Consider the following 21872-nt stretch of genomic DNA (forward strand, 5'->3'; position numbering starts at 1 on the left):
CCGCTTACTGCGGGAGCACTTCCAGCGTCAGGACGTACGAGCCCTGGCGCATCGTGGCCGGTGGCGTGGCCTGGTCGTCGCCGTACTCGGCTTCCAGCCAGTAACGCCCGGCGCCCGGCCAGTCGATGGCGATAATGCCGTCAGCGTCGGCTTCCACCGAGAAGTCGTCCTGGGCGTCGCGGTAGCGGATGCCGTCGGGCACAACGGTCACCTTGGTACCGGCGGCCGGTTCGCCCTCGAAGAGAAAGCGGAATCGCGCGGTCTCACCGTTGTAGAGATCATTGGGGTGGCTGATGGGCTGCAGTTCCAGGCCGCTGTTACTGGGCGTGAATACTGTCTCCGTGGGCGCGCCGGCGGTGACGTAGGTCTCGTTGCGGCGGGTGCCGTAGACCACTTTCAGGTCATCGGCCTTCTTGGGCACGGCGGTGTCGAAATCTTCCGGGTTGGCGGTCTCGCCACGGCCCGGCCAGCGCCGGCGCTCGCCGTCCTCGTTGGTCCAGGTGGCCACCAGGCCTTCGCTGGCGCCGCCGATGCGGTAGGTGCCTTCCTGCGTCAGCTGCAGGTCGAAGACGCTGCGGTGCTTGCCGACATGCGGGTTCTGCAGTTCCACGTTTGAGCCGTCCGGCGCGGTGGCGGTGATGTTGTCCGGCCGCAGCGGAAAGTGGTTGAAGAAAAACACGTCGTTGGAGACGGCGGCATCGAAGGTCACCCACGGGTCCTCACCGGACAGCACGGTAGCGGCCGGCAGAATCCAGAAGCGGTGCGCATGCGCGGAAAACGACAGGCCCAGGCCAAGCAGGGCGACAATGATCAGTTTGAGTTTCATGACGGGTCCTTTGGTTCAGTCAGATGGGGTGCTGGCTTACGGCGCCAGTGAAAGCGTGACGGTGCCGAGTTCTTCCTCGCCCTCGGCGCTCAGGTTCAGGGGTTCAGCGGCCGGCCAGGCGAAATCGATCTTCAGCAGTTCGCGACCGCCGACTTCGCGCGAGGCCTCGACATGCAGCGTGTACTGGCCGTCGGGCAGGCCGGCGAGCTGGCCGTCCAGTTCGATGTCATAGACACCGGGCGGCTTGGTGGCGCCGGTGAAGGCATCGACGGGCATGTCCAATTTGCGGCCGCTGCGGCGCCACCACTGGCGCAGGTCCTTCAGCCATTCCTTGCCTTCTTCGTCGAGCTGGTACCAGACCGCCAGGTTGGTGACTTCGCCGGTCTGCTGTTCCATGACCCAGGCGGCCAGGTAAGGGCGGTGGTACTCGGCCACGTTCAGCCGCGGCAGTTCCACGCTCAGCAGCGTGTCCGCGCTGGCGGCCGACGGCAGCGCCACCAGGGCGGCCAGCAACAGCGGGTACAGCAACTTCGGCAACGGGGCGTGAGGTGATTTCATAAACAGTCCTTAGTGAACAAAGAGAATGATCAGCAGCAGCGGTATGACCAGGCCCAGGGCCACCGACGGCCAGGTGGCCGGCCGGGTGGGGGCATCGCGCATCAGCAAGACAAGACCCGTGATGCTGAACAGGAAACAGGCGACGGCAAAAATATCGATAAACCAGCTCCAGGCCACGCCGGTGTCGCGGCCCTTGTGCAGGTCGTTCAGGTAACTGATCCAGCCGCGGTCGGTGCGCTCGTAGACCAGGAAGCCATCTTCCAGGTCCAGGCTGAGCCAGGCATCGCCGCCGGGGCGGGGGATCGACAGGTACAGCTCACCGTCGCCCCATTCACCGTCCAGACCGGGGCGCACGTTGACGGACAGCTCATCAGACAGCCAGTCGCGCAGGGCATCCGGCAGCGGCGCGTCACCCTCCGGCACCGGGTCGATCGCTGCCAGGATGTCCGCGGGTACGTCGCGCTCCAGTTCGGTGATGACCGGGTTGGTGGGGATAATCGCGGCGTGGTTCAGCGTGATGCCGGTAAAGGCGAACAGCGCCAGGCCCACCAGGCAGATGGCCGAACTGACCCAGTGCCACTGGCGCAGCGTGCCCAGGTGGCGCGTCATTGTCTTCCAGTTGGCCATGAAACGTCGGATGTCTGCTCGTGCAAATGGTAATGATAATCATTTGTGAGAGTGCGCGCCAACGTTAACGCGCTGTTTCGGCAGGTCGCCGGCCAGCGCGTTTGGCAGTCGTTAAGAAGTTGTTATATAACTTGGCATGAGGGTTGAGGGCGCCATTCAGAACGGACCTGCTGCAGGCCGCACTTTTCGACGGGCTTCCGGGGGCATTCGCGTGCCCGGGACCAGGCCTTTGACGTGTCGTCGTTTCCGCAATACCAACCGATAAGGAAAGATGATGAAGTCATTTACCGCATGCCACCTTTTTTTCGGCGCGCTTGGCGCCACCACGTTGTTGCCGGCCGCGACGGCGCTGGCCCAGGTCGAGGACGACGAGCGCGTTTCGGGCGTGCTCGAAGAGGTCGTGGTGACCGCCACCCGCCGCGAGGAAAGCCTGCAGGACGTTCCCATTTCCATTGCCACGCTGAAAGGCGAGGCGCTCGACAGCCTGTTCTCCGCTGGCGAAGACGTGCTGGCCCTGTCCGGCCGCGTGCCCGGCCTGTACCTGGAGTCATCCAACGGCCGCGCGGCACCGCGTTTCTACATTCGCGGCCTGGGCAACATCGATTTCGACCTGGGCGCTTCGCAGCCGGTGTCCTTCATCATGGACGACGTGGTGCTGGAGAACGTGGTGCTGAAGAGTTTCCCCATGTTCGATGTCGACCAGGTGGAAGTCATCCGCGGGCCGCAGGGCAGCCTGTTCGGCCGCAACACCACGGCCGGTATCGTCAAGGTCGACACCAAGCGACCGACGCAGGAGACCGAGGGCTATGTCTCCGGCTCACTGGGGACTTTCATGACCGGCGACCTGGAGGCGGCACTGGGCGGCGGGCTGGGTGACAGCGGCTTCAGTTTCCGCGCGTCCGGCATCTACCGTACCCGCGACGACTGGATCGACAATGGCTACACCGGCGAAGACGACGCCATGGGCGGCTATACGGAAAAAGCCGCGCGGCTGCAGCTGCAATGGGAGTCGGACAGCTTCCGCGCACTGCTGATGGCGCAGGGGCGTGACCTGGACGGCACGGCATCAATCTTCCGCGCCAACGTATTCGACACCGGCAGCAACGACCTGAACCAGAACTACGACCGTGACCAGGTGTGGTACGACGGTGGAGACAACAACCCGCAGGGCTACGAGGGCACCGGTTACACGCTGAACCTGGACTGGACCTTCGGCAACGGTGCGACGCTGACGTCGATCACCTCCTTCCAGGAAGCCGACGGTTTCAGCCGCGGCGATATCGACGGTGGCGTGGTCGACTTCACCCAGTCCGTGCCGGTGCCGCCGGGCATCACCTTTGACCCGGCGGCAATCAATGGGCCAACCGGGTTGCCCACGCTGACCTTCCCGGGCAGCATCTATACCGATTCGGTCACCCAGGACGCCGCCGACACCGACCAGTTCACCCAGGAGCTGCGCCTGGCCAGTGACACCAGCGGTGCCTTCAGTTGGCAGACCGGCGCCTACTGGTTTGATTCCGACCTGACGGTCACCACCGACTCGTTCGCGTCGCTGGGCTTCCAGGACACCATCGTCAACTACGGCAACGAGGCCTGGGCCGTGTTCGGCCAGGGTGAACTGGACCTGGGTGACCGGGTGAGCCTGATCGGTGGCCTGCGCTACACCGATGACAGCAAGGACTACCACGTGGTGCAGTACTCGGGCTTGTGGGAGATCCTGGGTATTCCCGCCGTCGCCCCGCTGACCGTCTCCGATGACCAGGTCAGCTGGGACCTGGCGGCCAACTTCTCACTGACGGACGATTCGGTGATCTTTGGCCGCGTCGCTTCCGGCTTCCGCGGCCCCACCATCCAGGGCCGCGACGTGGCCTTCCTGGAGTTCCCGACCATCGCCGACTCGGAAACCGTGCTGTCGTTCGAACTGGGCTACAAGGCCGACCTGCTGGACGACCGCCTGCGCCTGAACGCCGCTGTGTTCACCTACGAGGTCGACGATATCCAGCTGTCCATCATCGGCGGCGCGTCGAACAGCAACCAGGTGATCAACGCCGACAAGGGTAAAGCCACCGGTTTCGAGATGGACCTGACCTGGCTGGCCACCGACAACCTGCTGCTGACCTTCGGCATGGCCTACAACGACACCGAGATCGACAGCCCCGGCCTGACCGTCGCGCCCTGCGGCTCCACGCTCTGCGAGGCCTACCAGGACCGTGACGCCAACGGCCAGGTGTCCATCGACGGCAACCCGCTGCCGCGCACGCCGGAGACCAACTACAGCCTGACCGCGCGCTGGAGCCTGCCGATGGGCGGCAGTGGCGAGTTCTTCGTGTTCACCGACTGGGTGTACTACGGCGAGACCCTGATGTCGCTGTACTACACGCCAGAATTCGTCACCGACGACCAGTTCGAAGGCGGCCTGAAAGTTGGCTACCTGAACTTCGAGAACAACTGGGAAGTGGCGCTGTTCGGCCGCAACATCACCGACGAGGACAACGTGAAGGGCTTTGTCGACTTCTCCAACCTGACTGGGTTCGTCAACGAGCCGGCGGTGTGGGGGGTCGAGGCAAGCTATCGTTTCGGCGGAAACTGAGCGTTGCGGCATCAGTAGATAAAGTGCAACCGAAGGCGCCTGGCGGTCCCCCTGTACCCTGCCAGGACGCCTTCAGTTGCGCGCCGAAAGCATTCAGCGTGTTTCCGGAACGTGTCCGGACCTAGTCGGCAAACTCACAGCTGACCCGTGGGTTCCAGTTGGAGAGTACGCCGGACGGGTTTTGCTCGCCGACCCAGGCGTGCAGGGCCCAGATGTCCTGGACCGGGTTGTAGTGCAGGTCGTGCCCCAGGAAGCGTGGCGGGGCGGCGTCGGTCCAGTCCGCGGCCGGGATAATGTATTCCACGCCGACGAAGGCCATGGAGCCATCCTCGGTGGGTGCGTAAAGCAGCACTTCGGGGTGCAGCACCGAGAGCGAGCCACCGTCCATCAGCAGGCTGAGGTTGGCGTAGTGGTAGCCCATGCCGCCTTCCGGGCTCTCCACGCAATCACTGAGCGGTGTGTCCCAGCCGGCCGCCTTGCCCACTTCGAAACTGTGAAAGGCACTGGTGGCCTGGCGCAGGGCGTTCAGGTCGCGGGCCGCCGCACCGTTGCCGGCGGACCAGGCGGTGGAACTCAACAGCAGCAACGTGCCGGCGGTGGCCAGGAGTGTGCGTGTTTGGGTCGTCTTGCTCATGTCATGTCCTCCATTGATTCAGTCAGTATGTCGTGGCGCGTCGCGGACGGACGTGCCGGGGCCGCGACAAGGACAAGACTGTCGCCAAGGGGCCAGGAAGACTTGCAGAAACCCTGATATTTATCTCAGTAAACCTTCAAGCGCCTGAAAAACCGCGTGTTTGCGTGCCTTCAGGCGCACGTTGCCCCGGCCCGTTCAATCGCGTATATATCGGCGCATGGTTTACTGCTTTGCAGAATTCGCGTTCGATCCGCGGCTCGGTACCCTGGTGAGTGACGACGACACCGTGTCCCTGCGACCGCAGGCCAGCCGCCTGCTCGAGGTCCTGATCACCCATGCGCCGGACATCGTCGATGGTGATGAACTGCTCGACGAGGTCTGGGGACGCCGTGCGCTGTCACCCAACGTAGTGCCCCAGGCCATCAGTGAGTTGCGCCAGGCACTGGGTGATCATGCGCAGTCCCCCCGGTTCATCGAAACACGGCATCGCCGGGGATACCGGTTTATCTGCCCTGTGATCGAGGTCGACAGTGACGGCGAGTCCAACCATGGCGGCGCGCTCCCCGTATCGGCCAGTGCCGCGCGCGCATCGTCACGCTCAAGAATCCTGTTTGCGGTCACGCTGGTGGCCGTGCTGGCCGTAGCGGCAATGTCGCTGGCCTGGTGGCGCAGTGGCGCCGACCAACGCTGGCTCGAAACCACGGCAATACCCGAGTTCGAACGGTTGATGGAAACGGACATGTTCCAGGCCTGGCGATGGTTGCGAGAAGCCCGCGAGCGTTTGCCGGGTGATCCGCTGCTGGAGCAACTCTGGCTCGACCTGACCCTGCCAGTCACCCTGGTCAGTAAGCCGGAAGGCGCGACTGTCGAGGTGCTCGACTATGACGGTGAACCGGACTCGTGGGTCCCGCTGGGGGAGACGCCGCTGGTTGACGTCAGGTTGCCACTGGTTCAGATGCGATTCCACCTGGCACTCGACGGTTACCAGGCGCTGGAAACGGCGCCCAGCGTGTTGCCGGCCGCCGAGCCATTCCGGCTGCATCGTCCCGGTGAGGCGCCGGAAGACATGGTGTTTGTTCCCGGCGGGACCGTGCACTACCAGGATGAGGTGCGCGAAGTGCCGGATTTCTGGCTGGATCGTCATGAAGTAACCAACGAGGACTACCTCGCCTTTGTCGAGGCCGGTGGATACGAGCGTCCCGAGTATTGGCCCCAGCCCGCCAAGGTCGATGGGAAGCCTTTGTCATTCGAAGCGATGGTCGCTGGCCTTGTCGATAGCAGTGGCAGCCCGGGACCGGCTACCTGGACACTGGGCATGTATCCGCAAGGTGAGGCGAACCGCCCTGTCGAAGGGATCAGCTGGTACGAGGCCGCCGCCTACGCTGCTTTCGTGGATAAGCGCCTGCCCACGGCCTTTCACTGGTATCGCGCGGCCGGCCTGGGCACGCTGCCGCTGGCCAACTTCTCCGATGTGCTGGGCCGCAGTAACTTCTCCGGCCGCGGCGCCACCGATGTCGGTGAGCTGGGTGGCCAGGGGCCGTATGGCACGCAGGACATGGCCGGCAACGTGGCCGAATGGGTGGCGACGCCGGCCGGTGAGCTGCGGCACATCAACGGGGGCTCCTGGCTCAGCAATAATTACCGTTTTCGTGACCCCGATGCACAACCGCCACTGGAGCGGCGCCCCGGCTTCGGTGTGCGGCTGATGCAACAGGATGAGCCAGTTGCTCCCGAATTGCTGGCCAATGTCGAATTTACGTCGGACCCGGTGCCTGAACCCGTGGATGATGAGACTTTTGCCATCTACGAGCGGCAATTCGACTATGACCCTTCGCCTTTGGAACCACGGGTTGAGCGTGTTGACGACAGTCATCGCGAATGGCGCCGCGAATACGTGAGTTACACCGGTGCGTATGGTTCCGAGCGAAAACACGCACAACTGCTGTTGCCCCGGCACGGTGAGCCGCCGTACCAGGTCGTGGTGCATTTTCCTGGTGGCGATGCGCTGTTGCTGGGCGACAGTGCGGAGGCCGGGCTGAACCAGGTCGAGCTGTTCCTGCGCAACGGTCGCGCGGTGATCTACCCGGTCTATGCGGGCACGTTCGAACGCCGGGAGTGGGTCGCGACCGGGCCAGCGTCATCGCGTGACCTGCTGGTTGCGCAGGTCCGGGACTTGCGGCGCTCGCTGGATTACCTGGCCTCGCGCCCTGACATCGACAGCGAGGCGATCCTGTTGCACGGTTTGAGCTACGGCGGCGTGCGGGCGCCATTTGCGCTTGCCGTGGAGGATCGCATCAAGGCGGCGATCCTGGTCTCGGTGGGATACTACCTGCGCGACGCCCAATTACCGGAAGTGCAGTTGCAGGATTACCTGCCGCGTATTCGCATCCCGGTCCTGGTCATTAACGGGCGCGACGATTTCACCTTCCCGCTGGCGTCTTCACAAGAGCCTTTCTTCGACATGCTTGGCGCAGCGCCGGGAAAAAAAGTGCACCTGTTACGCGACTGGGGGCATATTCCGCCATACGACCGCGAACTGGTGCAGGCACAACTGGACTGGGTCGATCGCTGGCTGGGGCCCGCCCGGTAGGGCTGACCCGCCAAATCACTCGATCTCGACCAGCCCCAGCTGGTTGGTGCTGCTCTGGTGGATTAGCAGGTTGCCATCTTCGGTGACCCAGGTGTGGCGGATGATGCCCACGCCGGAGGGTATGGCCCAGCTCTGGAACGACTCGTCGGCGGGGTCGAAGCGCACCAGCGCGTCCGGCCGCATGCCCGATTCGTTGTACCAGATGATGTCGTCGATGACGGCCATGGAGTAGGGGTGCGATTTCGGGCCGCTGGGCGAGTCCCACTGGGTGATCTCACCGGTTTCCGGCACCAGCCGGCCAATCTTACCGAGCGAGGAATTCACGAACCAGATATTGCCGTCGCTATCCAGGTCCAGGCGACGGATGCGGGTGCGCTCATCGGGGACCTCGTAGTAGCGCACTTCCATGGTGTCGGGGTCCATCGCACCCAGCTTGTTAGTGCCGTTGTAGGCGATCCACACGGTGCCGTCAGCGGCCACCTTGATGCCGTAGGGCCGGGGCTCGGTGTCGATCTCGTCCACTTCGCCGGTTTCCGGGTTCAGGCGCCCCAACACAGCGGCCCGCTGGGCGGTGAAATACAAATTGCCGTTGGGGTGGAAAATGGCGGTGTGCGGATCGCCGGCTCGCGTGCTGTACCACTGGATTTCACCGTTGGCCGGGTTTAGCTTGCCGATCGTGGCGTTACTGTTGCCGGTGTACCAGATGTTGCCGTCGGCATCGGGAACGATGCTGTGCGGCCGGGCAGACGGCGGCAACGGAAACTCCTTCATCTCGCCGCTCGCCGGGTCCAGGCGCCCGACCAGGCTGGCCCACATGCCGGTCCACCAGAACGAACCGTCGGGGGCTTCGATCGGGTCGCGGGTGCGCTGGCCCAGGGTTGGCGTGGTCCATTCGGTGATCTTGATCTTCGTGTCGCCGGGCACCAGCGTCGGCCGGCGCGAGGGGTCTTCGGGGTAGTGTTCCGCCAGGTAGCTTGCGATCGTGTCCGCCGTTTCGTCATCCAGCGCGACCATTGTGCCGAACACCTCGCGCCATCGTTCGGCTGAATCGTAACCCGCCGTTCGGGTAATGGTCGAGACGCCGTGGCAGGCCGTGCAGGCTGCTTCGACCAGGGCCTTGCCGTCGCCGTCGGGGAGATCCTGCGCGGCCAGGTTGCCGGAAAAAATACTGGCGACCAGGGCGATCACGAAATGGCCACGATTCAGGTCTGACATGGGAAACCCCTTAGCTTGTCTGGAATTGGCCTCGATTGTAACCAAGGCGCGGTTTATCGCGCCTTAAGCCGTTCGACCCTGGGAATCAGCAACCAGACCGCGGCCATGGCGGTGACCGCCAGCGACGCACCGATAATGAACGCCGGCGTGTAGTTGCCACCCTGGGTCAGCCACGGCACCAGCGAGGTCAGGCCAACCGCGCCCAGCTTGGCGGCCATGCCGGAAAAGCCTGACAGCGTGCCCACGGCTTTGGAGCTGAACAGGTCGCTGGGCAGGGTCTGGACGTTGCCGATGGCGGTCTGGAAGCCGAACAGGATGACGGCCATGATCAGCACCGCGGTGACCGGCGCACCGGGGTTGGCCATGGCCAGCAGGGCCGGCAGCATGATCAGGCAGCCCAGCGAGATGGTCAGCTTGCGGGTCTTGTTCACGTCCCAGCCGGTCTTGATGCGGTTCTGCGCCAGCAGGCCGCCAAACCAGGCACCGAACATGGCGCCCACGTACGGCACCCAGCCGTAGATGCCGATGGCCTTGACGTCCATCTGGTAAACCTCGTTCAGGTAGATGGGAATCCAGAACACGAACAGCCACCAGATGGGATCGATGGCGGCCGAGGCCACGATCACGCCCCAGCTTTCCTTGCGTGACAGGATTTCGCCGGTGGTTGGGTCATAGTCCACGGTGTCGCCATCGTCCACGCCTTCACCGGCGTCGGCCTTCTGGCCGCTGAGGATGTACTGGCGCTCTTCCTCGGTGATCCACGGGTGCGCGCCCGGCGGCGCCTTCACCAGCACGATCCAGGGGATCAGCCACAGCAGCCCCAGCAGGCCGACCAGCACGAACACGGCCTGCCAGCTGAAGTACACGGTCATGAAGGCGATCATTGGAATCGAGATGATGCCGCCGATGGCCGCGCCGGAGTTGAAGATGCCCTGCGCGAGCGCACGCTCTTTCGACGGGAACCACTCGGCGTTGCTCTTGGCGGCGCCCGGCCAGTTGCCGGCCTCGGCCACGCCCAGGATGGCGCGGAAGATGGCAAGGCTCAGTGCGCCACGGGCCACGGCATGCAGCGCGGTGGCGATGGACCAGACGCCGATGGCCAGCACGAAACCCATGCGCGTACCCACCCAGTCAAAGATCTTGCCGAAGATGGCCTGGCCAAAGGCATAGGCAAACACGAACACGATAGAAATATTGGCGTAGATTTGTTTGCGCTCCATCGCCGACTCATCCGGGAACAGGTCTTCTACGATGGCGGGCCACAGCACGCTGAGCGACTGGCGGTCGATGTAGTTGATGACGGTGGCGAGCGCGATCAGGGTGATGACCCACCAGCGCAGGTTCTTCAGCTGCATGGTTTATGTTCCTCCGGAGCTTGTCTTGTTGTGTCGACCACAATGTCTGTTTTGGTCAGACCAATATATGGCATCTGAGCCCGGCCGTTGAGCGACGGCCCGTATCTCCAGTGCTCCTGCCCGCATATTGAAACGCCGTTGGGCGTGCTGGAAACAGGGTCAAGTGGTCTACCTTTGACGGTCAGTATAGAGGTCATAATCTCCGGATGGTAGTGAAAATTGGTATTAATAAGTGGCCATACCATTCGGGCAGCCTGGCCCGGCAGGACTTTGCCATGGGTTGCGGGAATCATTACGTGCCCTTGAGGGCAGTCTTTGTGGCCCCAATGTTCTAAAATTGACACCGGTAGCATTACTGACCCCGAATTCGACTCAAGACAGGATACGAACATGAAAATTGCTTTGATCAACGAGAACAGCCAGGCCGCCAAGAACTGCATCGTCGATGCAGCGCTGCGCAAGGCCGTCGAGCCGATGGGCCACGAGGTCTTTAACTACGGCATGTACTCGGCCGAGGACGACGCCCAGCTGACCTACGTACAGAACGGCATCCTGGCGGCCGTGCTGCTTAACGGTGGCGCAGCGGATTTCGTTGTCACTGGCTGCGGCACCGGCGCTGGAGCCATGCTGGCGCTGAACGTTTTCCCCGGTGTGATCTGTGGCCATGCCCAGGATCCGGTGGACGCGTTCACCTTCGGCCAGATCAATGCCGGCAACGCGCTGTCCATTCCCTACGCCAAGGGCTTTGGCTGGGCCGCAGAGCTGAACCTGGAATACATTTTCGAGAAGCTGTTCGGCACCGAGATGGGCCTGGGCTACCCGAAAGAGCGCGCCGCCATCATGGCGAAGAACCGCGGCATCCTGAATGACGTCAAGGCGGTCACGCACAACGACATGCTGACCATCCTGGCCAACCTGGACCAGGACCTGCTGAAGGGCGCCATCGGTGGTGAGAAGTTCAAGGAATACTTCTACGCCAACGCCACCAACGAAGACATCGTTGCGGCGATCAAGGGCATTATCGGCGAGTAATCGCTGACGCCCGGCGCCCCGGGCGGCACCCACGGGACCCGGCATTCAATGCGAATGCCGGGTCTTTTTTTATGCGCTACCATCGGCGCATGACGAGCATTGATTTCCACGCGCTGCTTGACGGCGACCCGGTTGATGACGAACCCGCCACCCCCACGCCCGACGGCAGGGAGCTTGAGCGCCTGCTCAGCCCGCTGGCGGTCGAGACCTTCGTCAATACCTACTTCGGGCGCGAGTCGCTGAATGTCGAGGGTGAGGACGACAAGTTCGCTTCGCTGTTTGGCTGGGCGCAGCTGAAGCGTGCGCTGGCCCGCGGGCGCCGGATCGAGGACCGGCGTTACAACATCACGGCCTCGTTCACCGGTGGCGAGGCTTCCGGCAACGGCCGGCCGATGATCGCGGCCCGACACGACCAGGTCAGCGACCTGCTCACCCAGGGCGCGACCCTGTGCATCACCAACATCCACATGGCCGACCCCGCGCTCGCGCGCTGGGCACAGGCCGTGCGCGCACAACTGAATTTTTCCGGCACGGTGGGGATCAATTGTTATGTGTCGCCGGATGGGTCCGGCCTGCCCATGCATTACGACCAGCGCGTGGCGACCACCGTGCAGATCGCCGGTCGCAAGCGTTGGCGGTTCTCCACGGAAGCGGCCAAGGCGTGGCCCGACCACAACGCCGTGTTCGAGAACGGCCGCGTCAAACCCGCGCGGGCCGATGGCGGCCGGTTGCCGGACGAGATGACTTTTCGCGAGGTGGAGCTGGGCCCCGGCGACCTGCTCTGCCTGCCGGCCGGCGCCTGGCATGCCGCACGCGGTGTGGGTGTTTCGCTGGCGCTGAACCTGTATTTCGCGCCCCGCAATTTCATTGACCAGCTGATTCCGCTGTTCAGGCTGTTTGCCAGCTCAAGCGGCGACTGGCGTGGCGGCCCGCCGGCATCGGCGGGGGACATCCACGGTGACATGCCGGACAACGTGGCGGACTACATGCGCGAGCGGCTCGACGAGTTCCATGCCATGGCCCGTCGCGCGCTGGACGGCCCGGCGGCGCTGGCGGAGCCCTGGCTCAGCGCCCTGACGCAGGTGCCTTACACCGGTTGGCAACCAGAAGCCAAGCGCGAAATACCCAACATATCCCCGGAGCAGCGTTTCCGGATCCCATCATCGGCACTTCGCTTTGTCGAAGACGGACAGGGGGTCGTCGTGCCCTGCGATGCAGGTCTGTTGCGTTTTCCGGCGGTGCTCGCGCCGCTGATCCGCAGGCTGGCGGTCGAGGCCAAACCGTTCACCATTCCCCAGGTGCTTGCCTGGCCGCAGTTGCCCGCCGGGCTCAGCCGCGAGCAGGCCATGGGCTATCTGCAGAAACTCTACGCCAACGGCATCCTGGAGATGGCCTGACCCGGTTCCGGGGCAGGGCATTGCTTAAGGCCGGGGGCTATTCCCCGCGCGTTTTCAGCCTGGCTTTCCCGACGGTGGGAGAATTTCCCGGTTCATAACACTTGCGTTCTCGTTGGCCCGTCTGGGCCTGGCGCCATAATGAACAGGGGAAGAACGCATGCGCTTGAGCAAGGTTAGGGGATTTTCACGTATTTCACATCAGCCGGGTATTGGGGGCGAATGGCTGAAACGATTCATGCTGGCCCTGTTCATGACGGCCTTGACCCTGTCGGCGCAGGCCGAAACCGTTTCCGGGACCATGCTCGACGATTCGGGAAATCCAACGAGCGGCGCCATACAGTTCCTGGATGCCGCAGGTTCCTGGCACGGAGAAGGCTGGTCCGACCATACCGGTGCGTTCTCGGTTGACCTGCCGGATGGAGATTACTACGCGGTCAGCCGATTCACCCATGGTGTGATCGACGATGTCTGGGACGGCGTCGATGGCACGCCTTGCCAGAACATGACCTGCGACATCAACGCGCTAGGCACGCCGGTTAACGTCACATCAGGCACCCCGGTATCCGGTATCAATTTTGTGCTCGACGCCATTCCGGGCGGCGGCCATATGCTGTCAGGCAACATCAGTGCCGGTGGCAATCCCGCGGCTTACGCCGGGGTGGTCATCATGAACGCACTGGGCCATTACATTGGTGAGCTTCGCGCGGACCGCCATGGCCACTGGGTCAGCAACCCTCTTCCGGATGACGACTACTACATTCGCACTCACGTGGAGCCGGCGGGCTTCGCGCGCGAGTTGTGGTCAGGCGGTGAGCCGAACTACGTGTGTCCGTCGATTTACGACTGTGACAATCCGGTCGAGGTCCTTGTTTATGGCGCGGCGGTGACCATTGACAACGCGGGCGTGGGTCATCTTGATTTCGACCTTGACGCGACAGACCCCGCGCGCAGCGTATCCGGGTTCATTCACGACGGCGGGATTCCGATTAATAACGTGTGGGTCGACCTGTACGACGAGTATGGCGAGCACATGGGCAGCCGCAATACCGACATTGACGGCCTGTATCACTTCAGCAACCTGCCGGATGATGGCCGCACGTTCCGCGTGTTCGTTTCCGGCCCTCCGCGTGGCTACGACACGGCCCTGTTTAACGGAGTCGCCTGCCCGCAATGGGCCTGTGATCCGGTCGCCGACGGGTCGCCCGTCAGCCTGGGTAGCATTGGCAACGATATTGAGCTGCCTTATATCGGCAGCGAGCGCATCCACGGCATCGTCGCCATGGACGGAACGGGCGAGGGTGTTTCCAGTGCCCATGGACATTTTGGTGTCCAGTTCTGGGACGACGCCGGTAACCAGCTTGGCGAAACGCACGTCGAAGACAACGGTCGCTACCAGATCATCCTGGCCGACTGGGGCTACGGCCCGGGTGATTACACGCTGTTGACGGCCAACGACCCGAATTACCACGGGCTGATCAACGAGGACAATGACGGCAACCTGTGCATGTATGACTGCACGCCGCAGACCAGCGGCGCCTCCGTCATCACCGTTGACGCGAGTGACAGCGTGCGGGTGGATTTCAATCTCCAGGCGGGCAAACAGGTTTCCGGTACCGTGACCGCCGAGAACGGCGGCGCGCCGCTGGGGGACATCGAGATCTGTGCCGCACGCCAGTCCGATGGATGGTACGTTGGCTGCGCGTGGACCGGCGCGGACGGCAACTACGTACTTGGCGGCCTGGCCGACAGCAATGAGCTGGTGGTGTTCGTCAACAATCCCAACAACCAGCCTTACCTGCCCGAGCAGTGGAACGACGACCCCTGCTGTGACTACAACAACGCCGACCTTGTGGATGTGACGGGTGGTGACGTTGCCGGTATCGATTTCGCCCTGGGCGATGCCTTTAGTGTCAGCGGCACGCTGAGCGTGGACGATGGCTCCGGCGCTGTACCCCTGGTGAACGACGCCGAGGTATGGGTCTTCGACCTGTCCGGCAACCAGGTGTCCGGTGGCCAGGTGGATGAGAACGGCGCATGGACAACGTTTCTTCCGCCGGGTGACTACCTGTTCTACTTTCAGCCCTACAAGCCGGCCGCCTACGACGGCTACGTTTCAGAGTTCCATGACGGCACACCCTGCGCGGAGCTGCAGTGCTTCGGTTGGGATTTCGTCAGTCACGTCACACCGCTGACCATCGGTTTCGACACCAGTGGCATTGACGCGACCCTGGAACCGGGCGCAGTGTTTGTCGGCCAGATCACGGACGAGAACACGGGTGCGCCGATTGCGGACGCGCGCGTTATCTTCTACGACGACCTGAGCATTCAGAACGAAACCTATTTCACCGAGTACTTCATGATTGCCGATGGCAACGGCGACTTCCGAACGCCGCCGCTGCCGCCCAAGGCCTACTCGGTGTTCAGCACGGGCTACGTCGTCGGCTACTCGCGCGAATACTGGAGCGACCAGAAGTGCGCGCCATTGGACTGTGACGACGCGATTGCGAACCGCACGGTCGAGGTGCCGGTCGCCGGTGAGTTCCTTGATGTCAGCATGGACCTGGTTCAACGCGTGAACCTGTCCGGCACCGTGCTGGACCCGGACGGCAACCCGCTGGACGGCGTGCCGGTGACCGTGCGTGACGCGGCCGGACAGGCGATCGAAACCGTCTGGACGGGACCGGATGGGTCTTACGTCTCGGACCTGTTCCAGAACGATGCGCCTCGCGGCCATTCCGGCGGTGACTATCTGGTCACCGCGCGTGGCGAGGACTTTGGTTTCCACGCGCAGATCTACGGTGATCCGGGCAACGGCGAGAGTAACGTCGAATGCCCGTTCGAGACCTGCGCGACATCGGCGCCGGTGACGCCGCTGTCCACGCTGGACGGCCAGGATCGCACCGACATCAACTTCCAGTTCACAGCGCGTGACCTGTCGACGGTGTCCGGCTCCATCACGGACCCCGAGGGGAACCCAGCCGGTGGCGCCGTGGCGTTTATGGACCCTGCCGGCAACAACTACGCGGACGCGTGGACGGATGGTGACGGCAATTTCAGTATCGAACTCCAGGACGGCACGTACTGGGCGGTGACCCGGTACACCTATGGCGTGATTGACGATGCCTGGGATGGCATCGATGGCGCCGCTTGCGTCAACCTGACCTGCGACATTATGGCTGTGGGCACGCCCATTGTTGTGAGCGGCGGTGCGCCGGTGAACGGCATCGACTTCGTGCTCGACCCGATTCCGGGTGGTGGTTATCGCCTGGCGGGCAGCGTGTTCGCCGGTGGCCAGCCCGCGGCCGAAACCACCGTCATCATTCTCAACTCCGAGGGCTCTTACCTGGGCGAGGTTCGCGCCGACAGCAACGGCGACTGGACCAGCAACCCGCTGGCCGATGACGGCTATTACGTGGTCACCCGGGGTGAGCCGGCCGGGTATGCCCGTGAACTGTGGTCCGGTGGTGAACCGAATTACGTTTGCTCGCCGGTCAACGTTTGTGATGACCCAACCGTGATCACAACACAGGGATCGGCCATCATCATCAATGGGGCCGATGAGACCGGGATTGATTTTGACCTGGACGCGCCCGCGACGGCGACCAGCATTTCCGGCCAGGTCAACGACACCGGCGTGCCGCTGCCCAATGTATGGGTCGAACTGCATGACCAGGACTACAACTACTACGGCAGCCGACAAACCGATGTCGATGGCCGCTTCTTCTTCTACGACCTGCCGGATGACGGCCGCACCTTCCGCGTGTTCGTCAGTGGCCCGACACATGGCTACGACACCGCGCTGTTTAATGGCGTGCCCTGTCCGCAGTGGGCCTGCGACCCGGTGGCCGATGGCACGCCGGTGAACGTGGGTAGCACGGACATCGATATCCAGCTGCCGTATATCGGTGGCACCCGAATCGCCGGCTTCGTCCGGCACGCCGACACCGGCCAGGGTATCTCCAGCTCGCATGGCTACATGGCGGTAACGCTCTGGGATGACCAGGGTAACTACCTGGGTGAGACCGCCACGGACAGCGCGGGCATTTACCAGTTTGTACTGTCCGATTGGGGGCTGGGCGCCGGCGACTACACGCTGGTGACCGCGCATGACCAGGGCTACCACGGCCTGGTGAACGAGGACAGCGATGGTACGCAGTGCCTGGATGACTGCAATCCGCAGGTCATGGGCACGACGCCGATTTCCGTGACCGAAGGCGGGCTCGCGTTTGTGAACTTCAGCCTGCAGCCGGTGTTGGCGATCCGTGGCCAGGTGACCGACGCGGTCAGTGGCGCGCCGATCGCCGGCGTGCAGCTCGATATCTGGGATGGCGCGGGTAGCTATATTCGCTCCGCCAGCACAGACGAGCAGGGTCGCTACCTGATGCCGCTGGCGGGCGATGGCGATTACTACCTGTTCACGCCCATTTACGCCATCCCGGCGCCTTACCTGCCTGAAGTTTGGGACGGGGCCACGGGTACTTACTGCGACTTCAATGCCTGCGACATCCTGGCCGCGGGCACCGCGATCAGCGTGACTGGCAGCGATGTCGACAATGTCGATTTCGACCTGGACCAGGGCTTCACGCTGTCGGGCCTGGTGACGGAAGCCGGCTCCGGCTCCGCGCTTGAGGGCGTGGGCGTGTGCGTGCACCGGCCTGATGGCAGCTTCACCGGCGCCTGTGGCACCAGTGACGCTTCCGGCCAGTACGTGACCGGCGCGTTGCCCTCAGGAACCGACTACGTTCCGTACGCGATTGGTGACGAACAGGGCTACAAGCGCCAGGTGTACGTCGGCGTGGACTGCTGGGCGAACCAGTGCGATTTCTCGGCGGGCACGCCGGTCACATTGGGCCCGGATGCGACGGGAATCGACTTTGCGCTCAACCCGGGCGCGAGTGTGTCCGGCACCATCACGGATACGTCGGCGGCGCCGATTGCCGGTGTTGACGTGATGCTGCTGGACACCAATTGCCAGTGGATCACCGGCATGCAGACCGACGTTAATGGCCAGTACAGCCTGGGCGGCCTGGGTGCGGGGAGCTTCCATGTGTTCGTGGATTCCGGGTACCTGGGGTACGTCCCGGAAATCTATCCCGACTTCAAGGCGCTCGATCCATGCGCCGCCAGCCAGGGCGTCATCGGCGGCCAGTTGCTGGCGCTGGGTGAAGGCGACAACCTGGCCGGTATCGATATGGCCCTTGATGAAGGTGCGAGCATTTCCGGCTTTATTTCCGGGCCGGGCGGCCTGCTGGGCACTGCCCAGGCGCAGGCGCGGCTTTACAACGAAGCGGGCGATCAATTGACCGTCAGGTATAACACCGAGCCGGATGCCAGCTATTTGCTGGGCGGCCTGTTACCGGGCACGTACTACGTGGTTCTGAGTTCAAACGGCCAGGGCCTGGTGGATGAGCTCTACGACGATGTGCCTTGCCCGCGCTTCTCCTGTGATTCGGAGCTGGGCGTGCCAGTGGTCGTGACACCAGGTGACGTGGTGACGGGTATTGATGCCGAACTCGTACCGGGCGCGCTGATTACCGGACAGGTGTTCCTGCCGGACGGCCTGACCGGCGCCGCACAGTACAGCATCGCGTTCTACGATGCTGACGGCGACTACGCGGGCTACGCGGTTACCGATGTTTCCGGTGCGTACACCAGCGCCACGGCGTTCCCGGATGGCACCTACTACGCGGCGAACCAGTTCCGCATCAATGCCGGGGAATACTCGCCGCCGGAAGGCGGGTTCATGCCCCTGGCCTGGCCAGACCGGGCCTGCGGCGAACCCTGCGACTTCCTGCTGGGCGACCCGATCGTCATCAGCGGGACGGCGCCGGTTACCGGCATCGACTTCCAGTTGCAGAACGGCTCGACCATCCAGGGCGCGGTAACCGCCCAGGTGGGTGGCGCACCCATCGCGGGTGTGAAAGTACTGGTGCTGGACGCCGAGGACGGTTCGCTGGTGCGAAGCGTCTCCACGGGTGGTTCGGGACAATACAGCTTCACCGGCCTGACCCTGGGCGAGTACTACGTGCGTACGTCCAACCAGTTCGGCTATGAAGACCGCCTGTTTGCCGGGGTCTCGTGCAACCCGTTCTGCGACCTGGCCAGCGGCACGCCGGTGGACCTGGCCGTTGACGGGCAGGTGGCGACCGCGAACTTCGCGCTCGCGCTGACGCCGACGATCACGGGCACGGTGGTCAATGCCGTGGCTGCGCCCGTTGGCGGAGTCCTGGTGACGGCTTACGACACCCTGGGCAGCGCGGTTGCGTCGGCGAACACGGCGGCCGATGGCTCGTACAGCCTGGGTAATCTGTACGCCGGCAACTTCTACGTGGCCACCAGCAATGGCGCGGGCTACGTGGACGCGCTCTGGCAGGACAACGACTGCCTGCCGGGCTGCGACCCGACAGTCGGCAACCCGGTGGCCCTTTCCGCCGGTTCCACGGCTACGGGCATCGACCTGGTGCTCGGTAGCGCCAGCGCGATCACCGGCGCGGTGACCAACAACGGTAACCCGCTGTCGGGTGTCCGTGTCGAGGTGTACCGCGATACCGGGGCCTTTGTCGGCTCGACCATTGCCGACACCAACGGCGTATACCAGGTGGGCAGCCTGTCGACAGGCAACTACCACGTCGTCACGCGCAACCAGTTTGGCTATGTCGATGAGGGCGCCGGGGGCGAGGTCTGCAAGGCCACCTGCTCGCCGCTGTCGACCCAGCTGGTCAGCGTGCCGCTGAATACCGCGGTGAGCGTTGACTTCGCGCTCGACGAAGGCGCCGAAATCGCCGGCGTGGTGACGGATACCGCTGCCAACTCGCTGCAAAGCGTGTCGGTTCGGGCGTTCAACAGCGCTGGGCAGGCTGTGGGTACCGCATCGACGGGGCCCGCGGGTGGCTATCGTATCGTCGGCCTGGCCTCGGGTGATGTTTACCTTCGCACCGAAAACGGTTCGGGCTACCGCAACCAGCGCTTCGATGGCCTGGCCTGTGACGCGGCCTGTGACGTGCTGGCGGGAACGCCGGTCAGCGTGACGGCCGGCGCGGAATCAACAGCCGACTTCCAGCTGGCCCTGGGTGGTTCGCTTGCCGGCCGGGTGAGCAACCTGGCTGCCGCCACGGCCCTGGCCGGTGTGCAGGTCCAGGTGTTCGACGCCGCCGGGTTGCTGGCCGGTTTTGACATTACCGATGGTACCGGCGACTGGTCCGTGACGGGCCTGGATGACGGCGACTATCGGGTGCGCACCATCAACTCGCTGGGCTACATCGACCAGGTGCTGGGCGGTGACAGCTGTTCACCGGAACCCTGCCTGGTGGCCGGCGGTTCGGCGGTGACCATCGCGTCCTCGCATGAAACCGGCGTCGACTTTACCCTGGAGCAGGGCGAGGCCATCTCCGGCGTGGCGACCGACGGCTTTGGTGTGCCATTGCCGACGGGTGTCGCGAAGGTGTTCAGCGCGACAGGACAGCTGGTCAAGGAGGGCGGCATCTTCAGCGGCTCATTCCTGGTCAATGGCCTGGCCGATGGCAGCTACCACATGCTGGTGACCAACAGCTCCGGGCTGGTGGATCAGTTGTGGAGCGACTTGCCCTGTCCGGGCGGCAGCTGTGATGTCACGGCGGGCACCGAAATCGTGGTCGGGCCGGGTTCTGCCCAGCCGGCAGCGGTGCAGTTCATGATGGCGGCCGGGCGTGGCGCCAAGACGCATGCGCTGGATGGTAGTTCGCGACTGAGCTTTGAGCTCGATCGCGGCACGCTGATCCGGGGTTCGGTCAGGGACGAAGCGGGCAACGCGCTGAAACTGGCCACCGTGTTCTTCTTCAGCGAAGACGGGGCTCTCGCAGGGCAGGCGACGACCGACGGCCTGGGTGACTTCGTGTCGCCGGCCAGTTTCCCCGAAGGCCTGTACTACGCGGCCACCAGCGCGCCGGGCCTGGGTGGAATCGGCAACGGCTACATTGACGAGATCTTCGACGGCACGGCCTGTGATGGTGAATGTGACCCGGCGAGCACCGACCCGGCATTGATGACGGCGATTGGCATCGGTGAACCCGGTGCGGATCCCGCCGCGGTGCACTTCGTGCTTGGCTTGCCTCGCACCATCAGTGGCGCGGTCACCGTGGCCAACAGTGCCACGCCATTGGCCGGCGCGGATGTCACGCTGTTCCATTCAGACGGTTCGGTTGCCGGGTCCATGGCGACGGACGGCCAGGGCGAGTACCGATTCGAGGGCCTGCCTTCCGGTACCTACTTTGCGCTGGCCGGCCACGCGTCCGGTGACTTCAGCACGGTCCTGTTCGACGCCATCGATTGCACGGACGGGACCTGCGATGTCACGGCGGGAATGCCGATCAGCCTGTCCGACGGCGATGCCGCTGGCATCAACTTCGAACTGGCCGACATCAGCTGCCTGTTCAACGACGAGCCGGGCCAACCTGACTCCGACGGTGACGGCACGGTCGATGCCTGCGAGGCGAATCCGCCAGAGGTTTCCAACCGTGCCTGGCTGGCGCCGGGCGTGCTGGTGGGCGACGGTGCGGTCATTGAGCGTAATGTCACGGTGCTGGATGACGCTGTCATCGGTGCCTGGAACATCCTGCGGCGCAACGCCACGATCGGCGCGCGCTGCCTGTTGGCCAGCGAAGTCGAAGTGGATCAGTCGGCGACCCTGGGTGAAGACTGCGTCATCGGCGCCCGGACATTCATCGGCCGGGGCGCCAAACTGGGTGCCGGTGTCACCGTCGGCGCTGACACGGTGATCGACGAACGGGCCGACATTGGCGCGGGCGCCGTGATCGGCAACAACGTCACCATCGGTGACAAGGCGCGAATCTCCGAGGGGGTCTGTATCGCAGATCACACCGTCATCGCCGCGCGCGAACGAGTCAGCGAAAGCAACTGCTTCTGACGCTGCCACGCTCGTGCCCATTGCCGCCCTGGCTTTTTTGCCGGGGCGGTGGTGTTTGTGGCTGCCGGGAAGGGTGTTGGTCCGGTTGACGATATCTCCGGGGTTTATTGAGCGTGATTAAGAGTAGGGTCTTGGATTAAACGGAC

Annotated in this window: 11 protein-coding genes; 5 read left to right on the forward strand and 6 right to left on the reverse strand. The window is 63.8% G+C overall.

Annotated elements, in window-relative coordinates; genetic code table 11:
• Nucleotides 1–4 precede the first annotated feature (4 nt).
• From F3N42_RS00670 to F3N42_RS00680, 3 genes are read right to left on the reverse strand one after another with little or no spacing between them, the layout of a single operon-like run.
• A complete protein-coding gene (locus F3N42_RS00670) occupies nt 5–826 on the reverse strand; it encodes a DUF4198 domain-containing protein (protein ID WP_150862445.1) in 822 nt (273 codons plus the stop codon).
• A gap of 36 nt (nt 827–862) precedes the next feature.
• A complete protein-coding gene (locus F3N42_RS00675; protein ID WP_150862446.1) occupies nt 863–1384 on the reverse strand; it encodes a DUF2271 domain-containing protein in 522 nt (173 codons plus the stop codon).
• A gap of 9 nt (nt 1385–1393) precedes the next feature.
• Nucleotides 1394–2011: a PepSY-associated TM helix domain-containing protein gene (locus tag F3N42_RS00680; RefSeq protein ID WP_224784606.1), complete on the reverse strand. Its 618-nt coding sequence runs from the start codon at nt 2009–2011 to the stop codon at nt 1394–1396.
• Nucleotides 2012–2285: 274 nt separating this feature from the next.
• Between F3N42_RS00680 and F3N42_RS00685 the strand changes: the two genes are divergently transcribed.
• A complete protein-coding gene (locus F3N42_RS00685; RefSeq protein ID WP_224784607.1) occupies nt 2286–4601 on the forward strand; it encodes a TonB-dependent receptor in 2316 nt (771 codons plus the stop codon).
• A 121-nt stretch (nt 4602–4722) separates the two neighbouring features.
• On the opposite strand, the gene F3N42_RS00690 is transcribed toward F3N42_RS00685, so the two are convergent.
• A complete protein-coding gene (locus tag F3N42_RS00690) occupies nt 4723–5235 on the reverse strand; it encodes a hypothetical protein (RefSeq protein ID WP_150862448.1) in 513 nt (170 codons plus the stop codon).
• Between the two features lie 217 nt (nt 5236–5452).
• Here F3N42_RS00690 and F3N42_RS00695 point away from each other — a divergent pair, with 217 nt between their 5' ends.
• A complete protein-coding gene (locus F3N42_RS00695) occupies nt 5453–7825 on the forward strand; it encodes an SUMF1/EgtB/PvdO family nonheme iron enzyme (protein WP_150862449.1) in 2373 nt (790 codons plus the stop codon).
• 15 nt (nt 7826–7840) lie between these two features.
• Here the strand turns inward: F3N42_RS00695 and F3N42_RS00700 are convergent, their stop codons facing one another.
• Both F3N42_RS00700 and F3N42_RS00705 read right to left on the reverse strand, forming a co-directional pair.
• A complete protein-coding gene (locus tag F3N42_RS00700; protein ID WP_150862450.1) occupies nt 7841–9040 on the reverse strand; it encodes a Vgb family protein in 1200 nt (399 codons plus the stop codon).
• 53 nt (nt 9041–9093) lie between these two features.
• A complete protein-coding gene (locus F3N42_RS00705; protein WP_150862451.1) occupies nt 9094–10395 on the reverse strand; it encodes an MFS transporter in 1302 nt (433 codons plus the stop codon).
• Nucleotides 10396–10785: 390 nt separating this feature from the next.
• Between F3N42_RS00705 and F3N42_RS00710 the strand changes: the two genes are divergently transcribed.
• From F3N42_RS00710 to F3N42_RS00720, 3 genes are all read left to right on the forward strand, one after another.
• The gene (locus F3N42_RS00710) at nt 10786–11427 is read left to right on the forward strand and encodes an RpiB/LacA/LacB family sugar-phosphate isomerase (RefSeq protein ID WP_150862452.1); all 642 of its coding nucleotides are present in this window, start codon (nt 10786–10788) and stop codon (nt 11425–11427) included.
• Between the two features lie 89 nt (nt 11428–11516).
• Nucleotides 11517–12824 (forward strand): JmjC domain-containing protein, encoded by a 1308-nt coding sequence (locus F3N42_RS00715; protein ID WP_150862453.1) that lies wholly within the window; start codon nt 11517–11519, stop codon nt 12822–12824.
• A 235-nt stretch (nt 12825–13059) separates the two neighbouring features.
• Nucleotides 13060–21726, forward strand: a complete 8667-nt coding sequence (locus tag F3N42_RS00720) for a carboxypeptidase regulatory-like domain-containing protein (protein ID WP_191621140.1) — start codon at nt 13060–13062, stop codon at nt 21724–21726.
• Nucleotides 21727–21872: the final 146 nt, after the last annotated feature.

Origin of the sequence: Marinihelvus fidelis (assembly GCF_008725655.1) — a bacterium.
Taxonomy (GTDB): domain Bacteria; phylum Pseudomonadota; class Gammaproteobacteria; order Xanthomonadales; family SZUA-36; genus Marinihelvus; species Marinihelvus fidelis.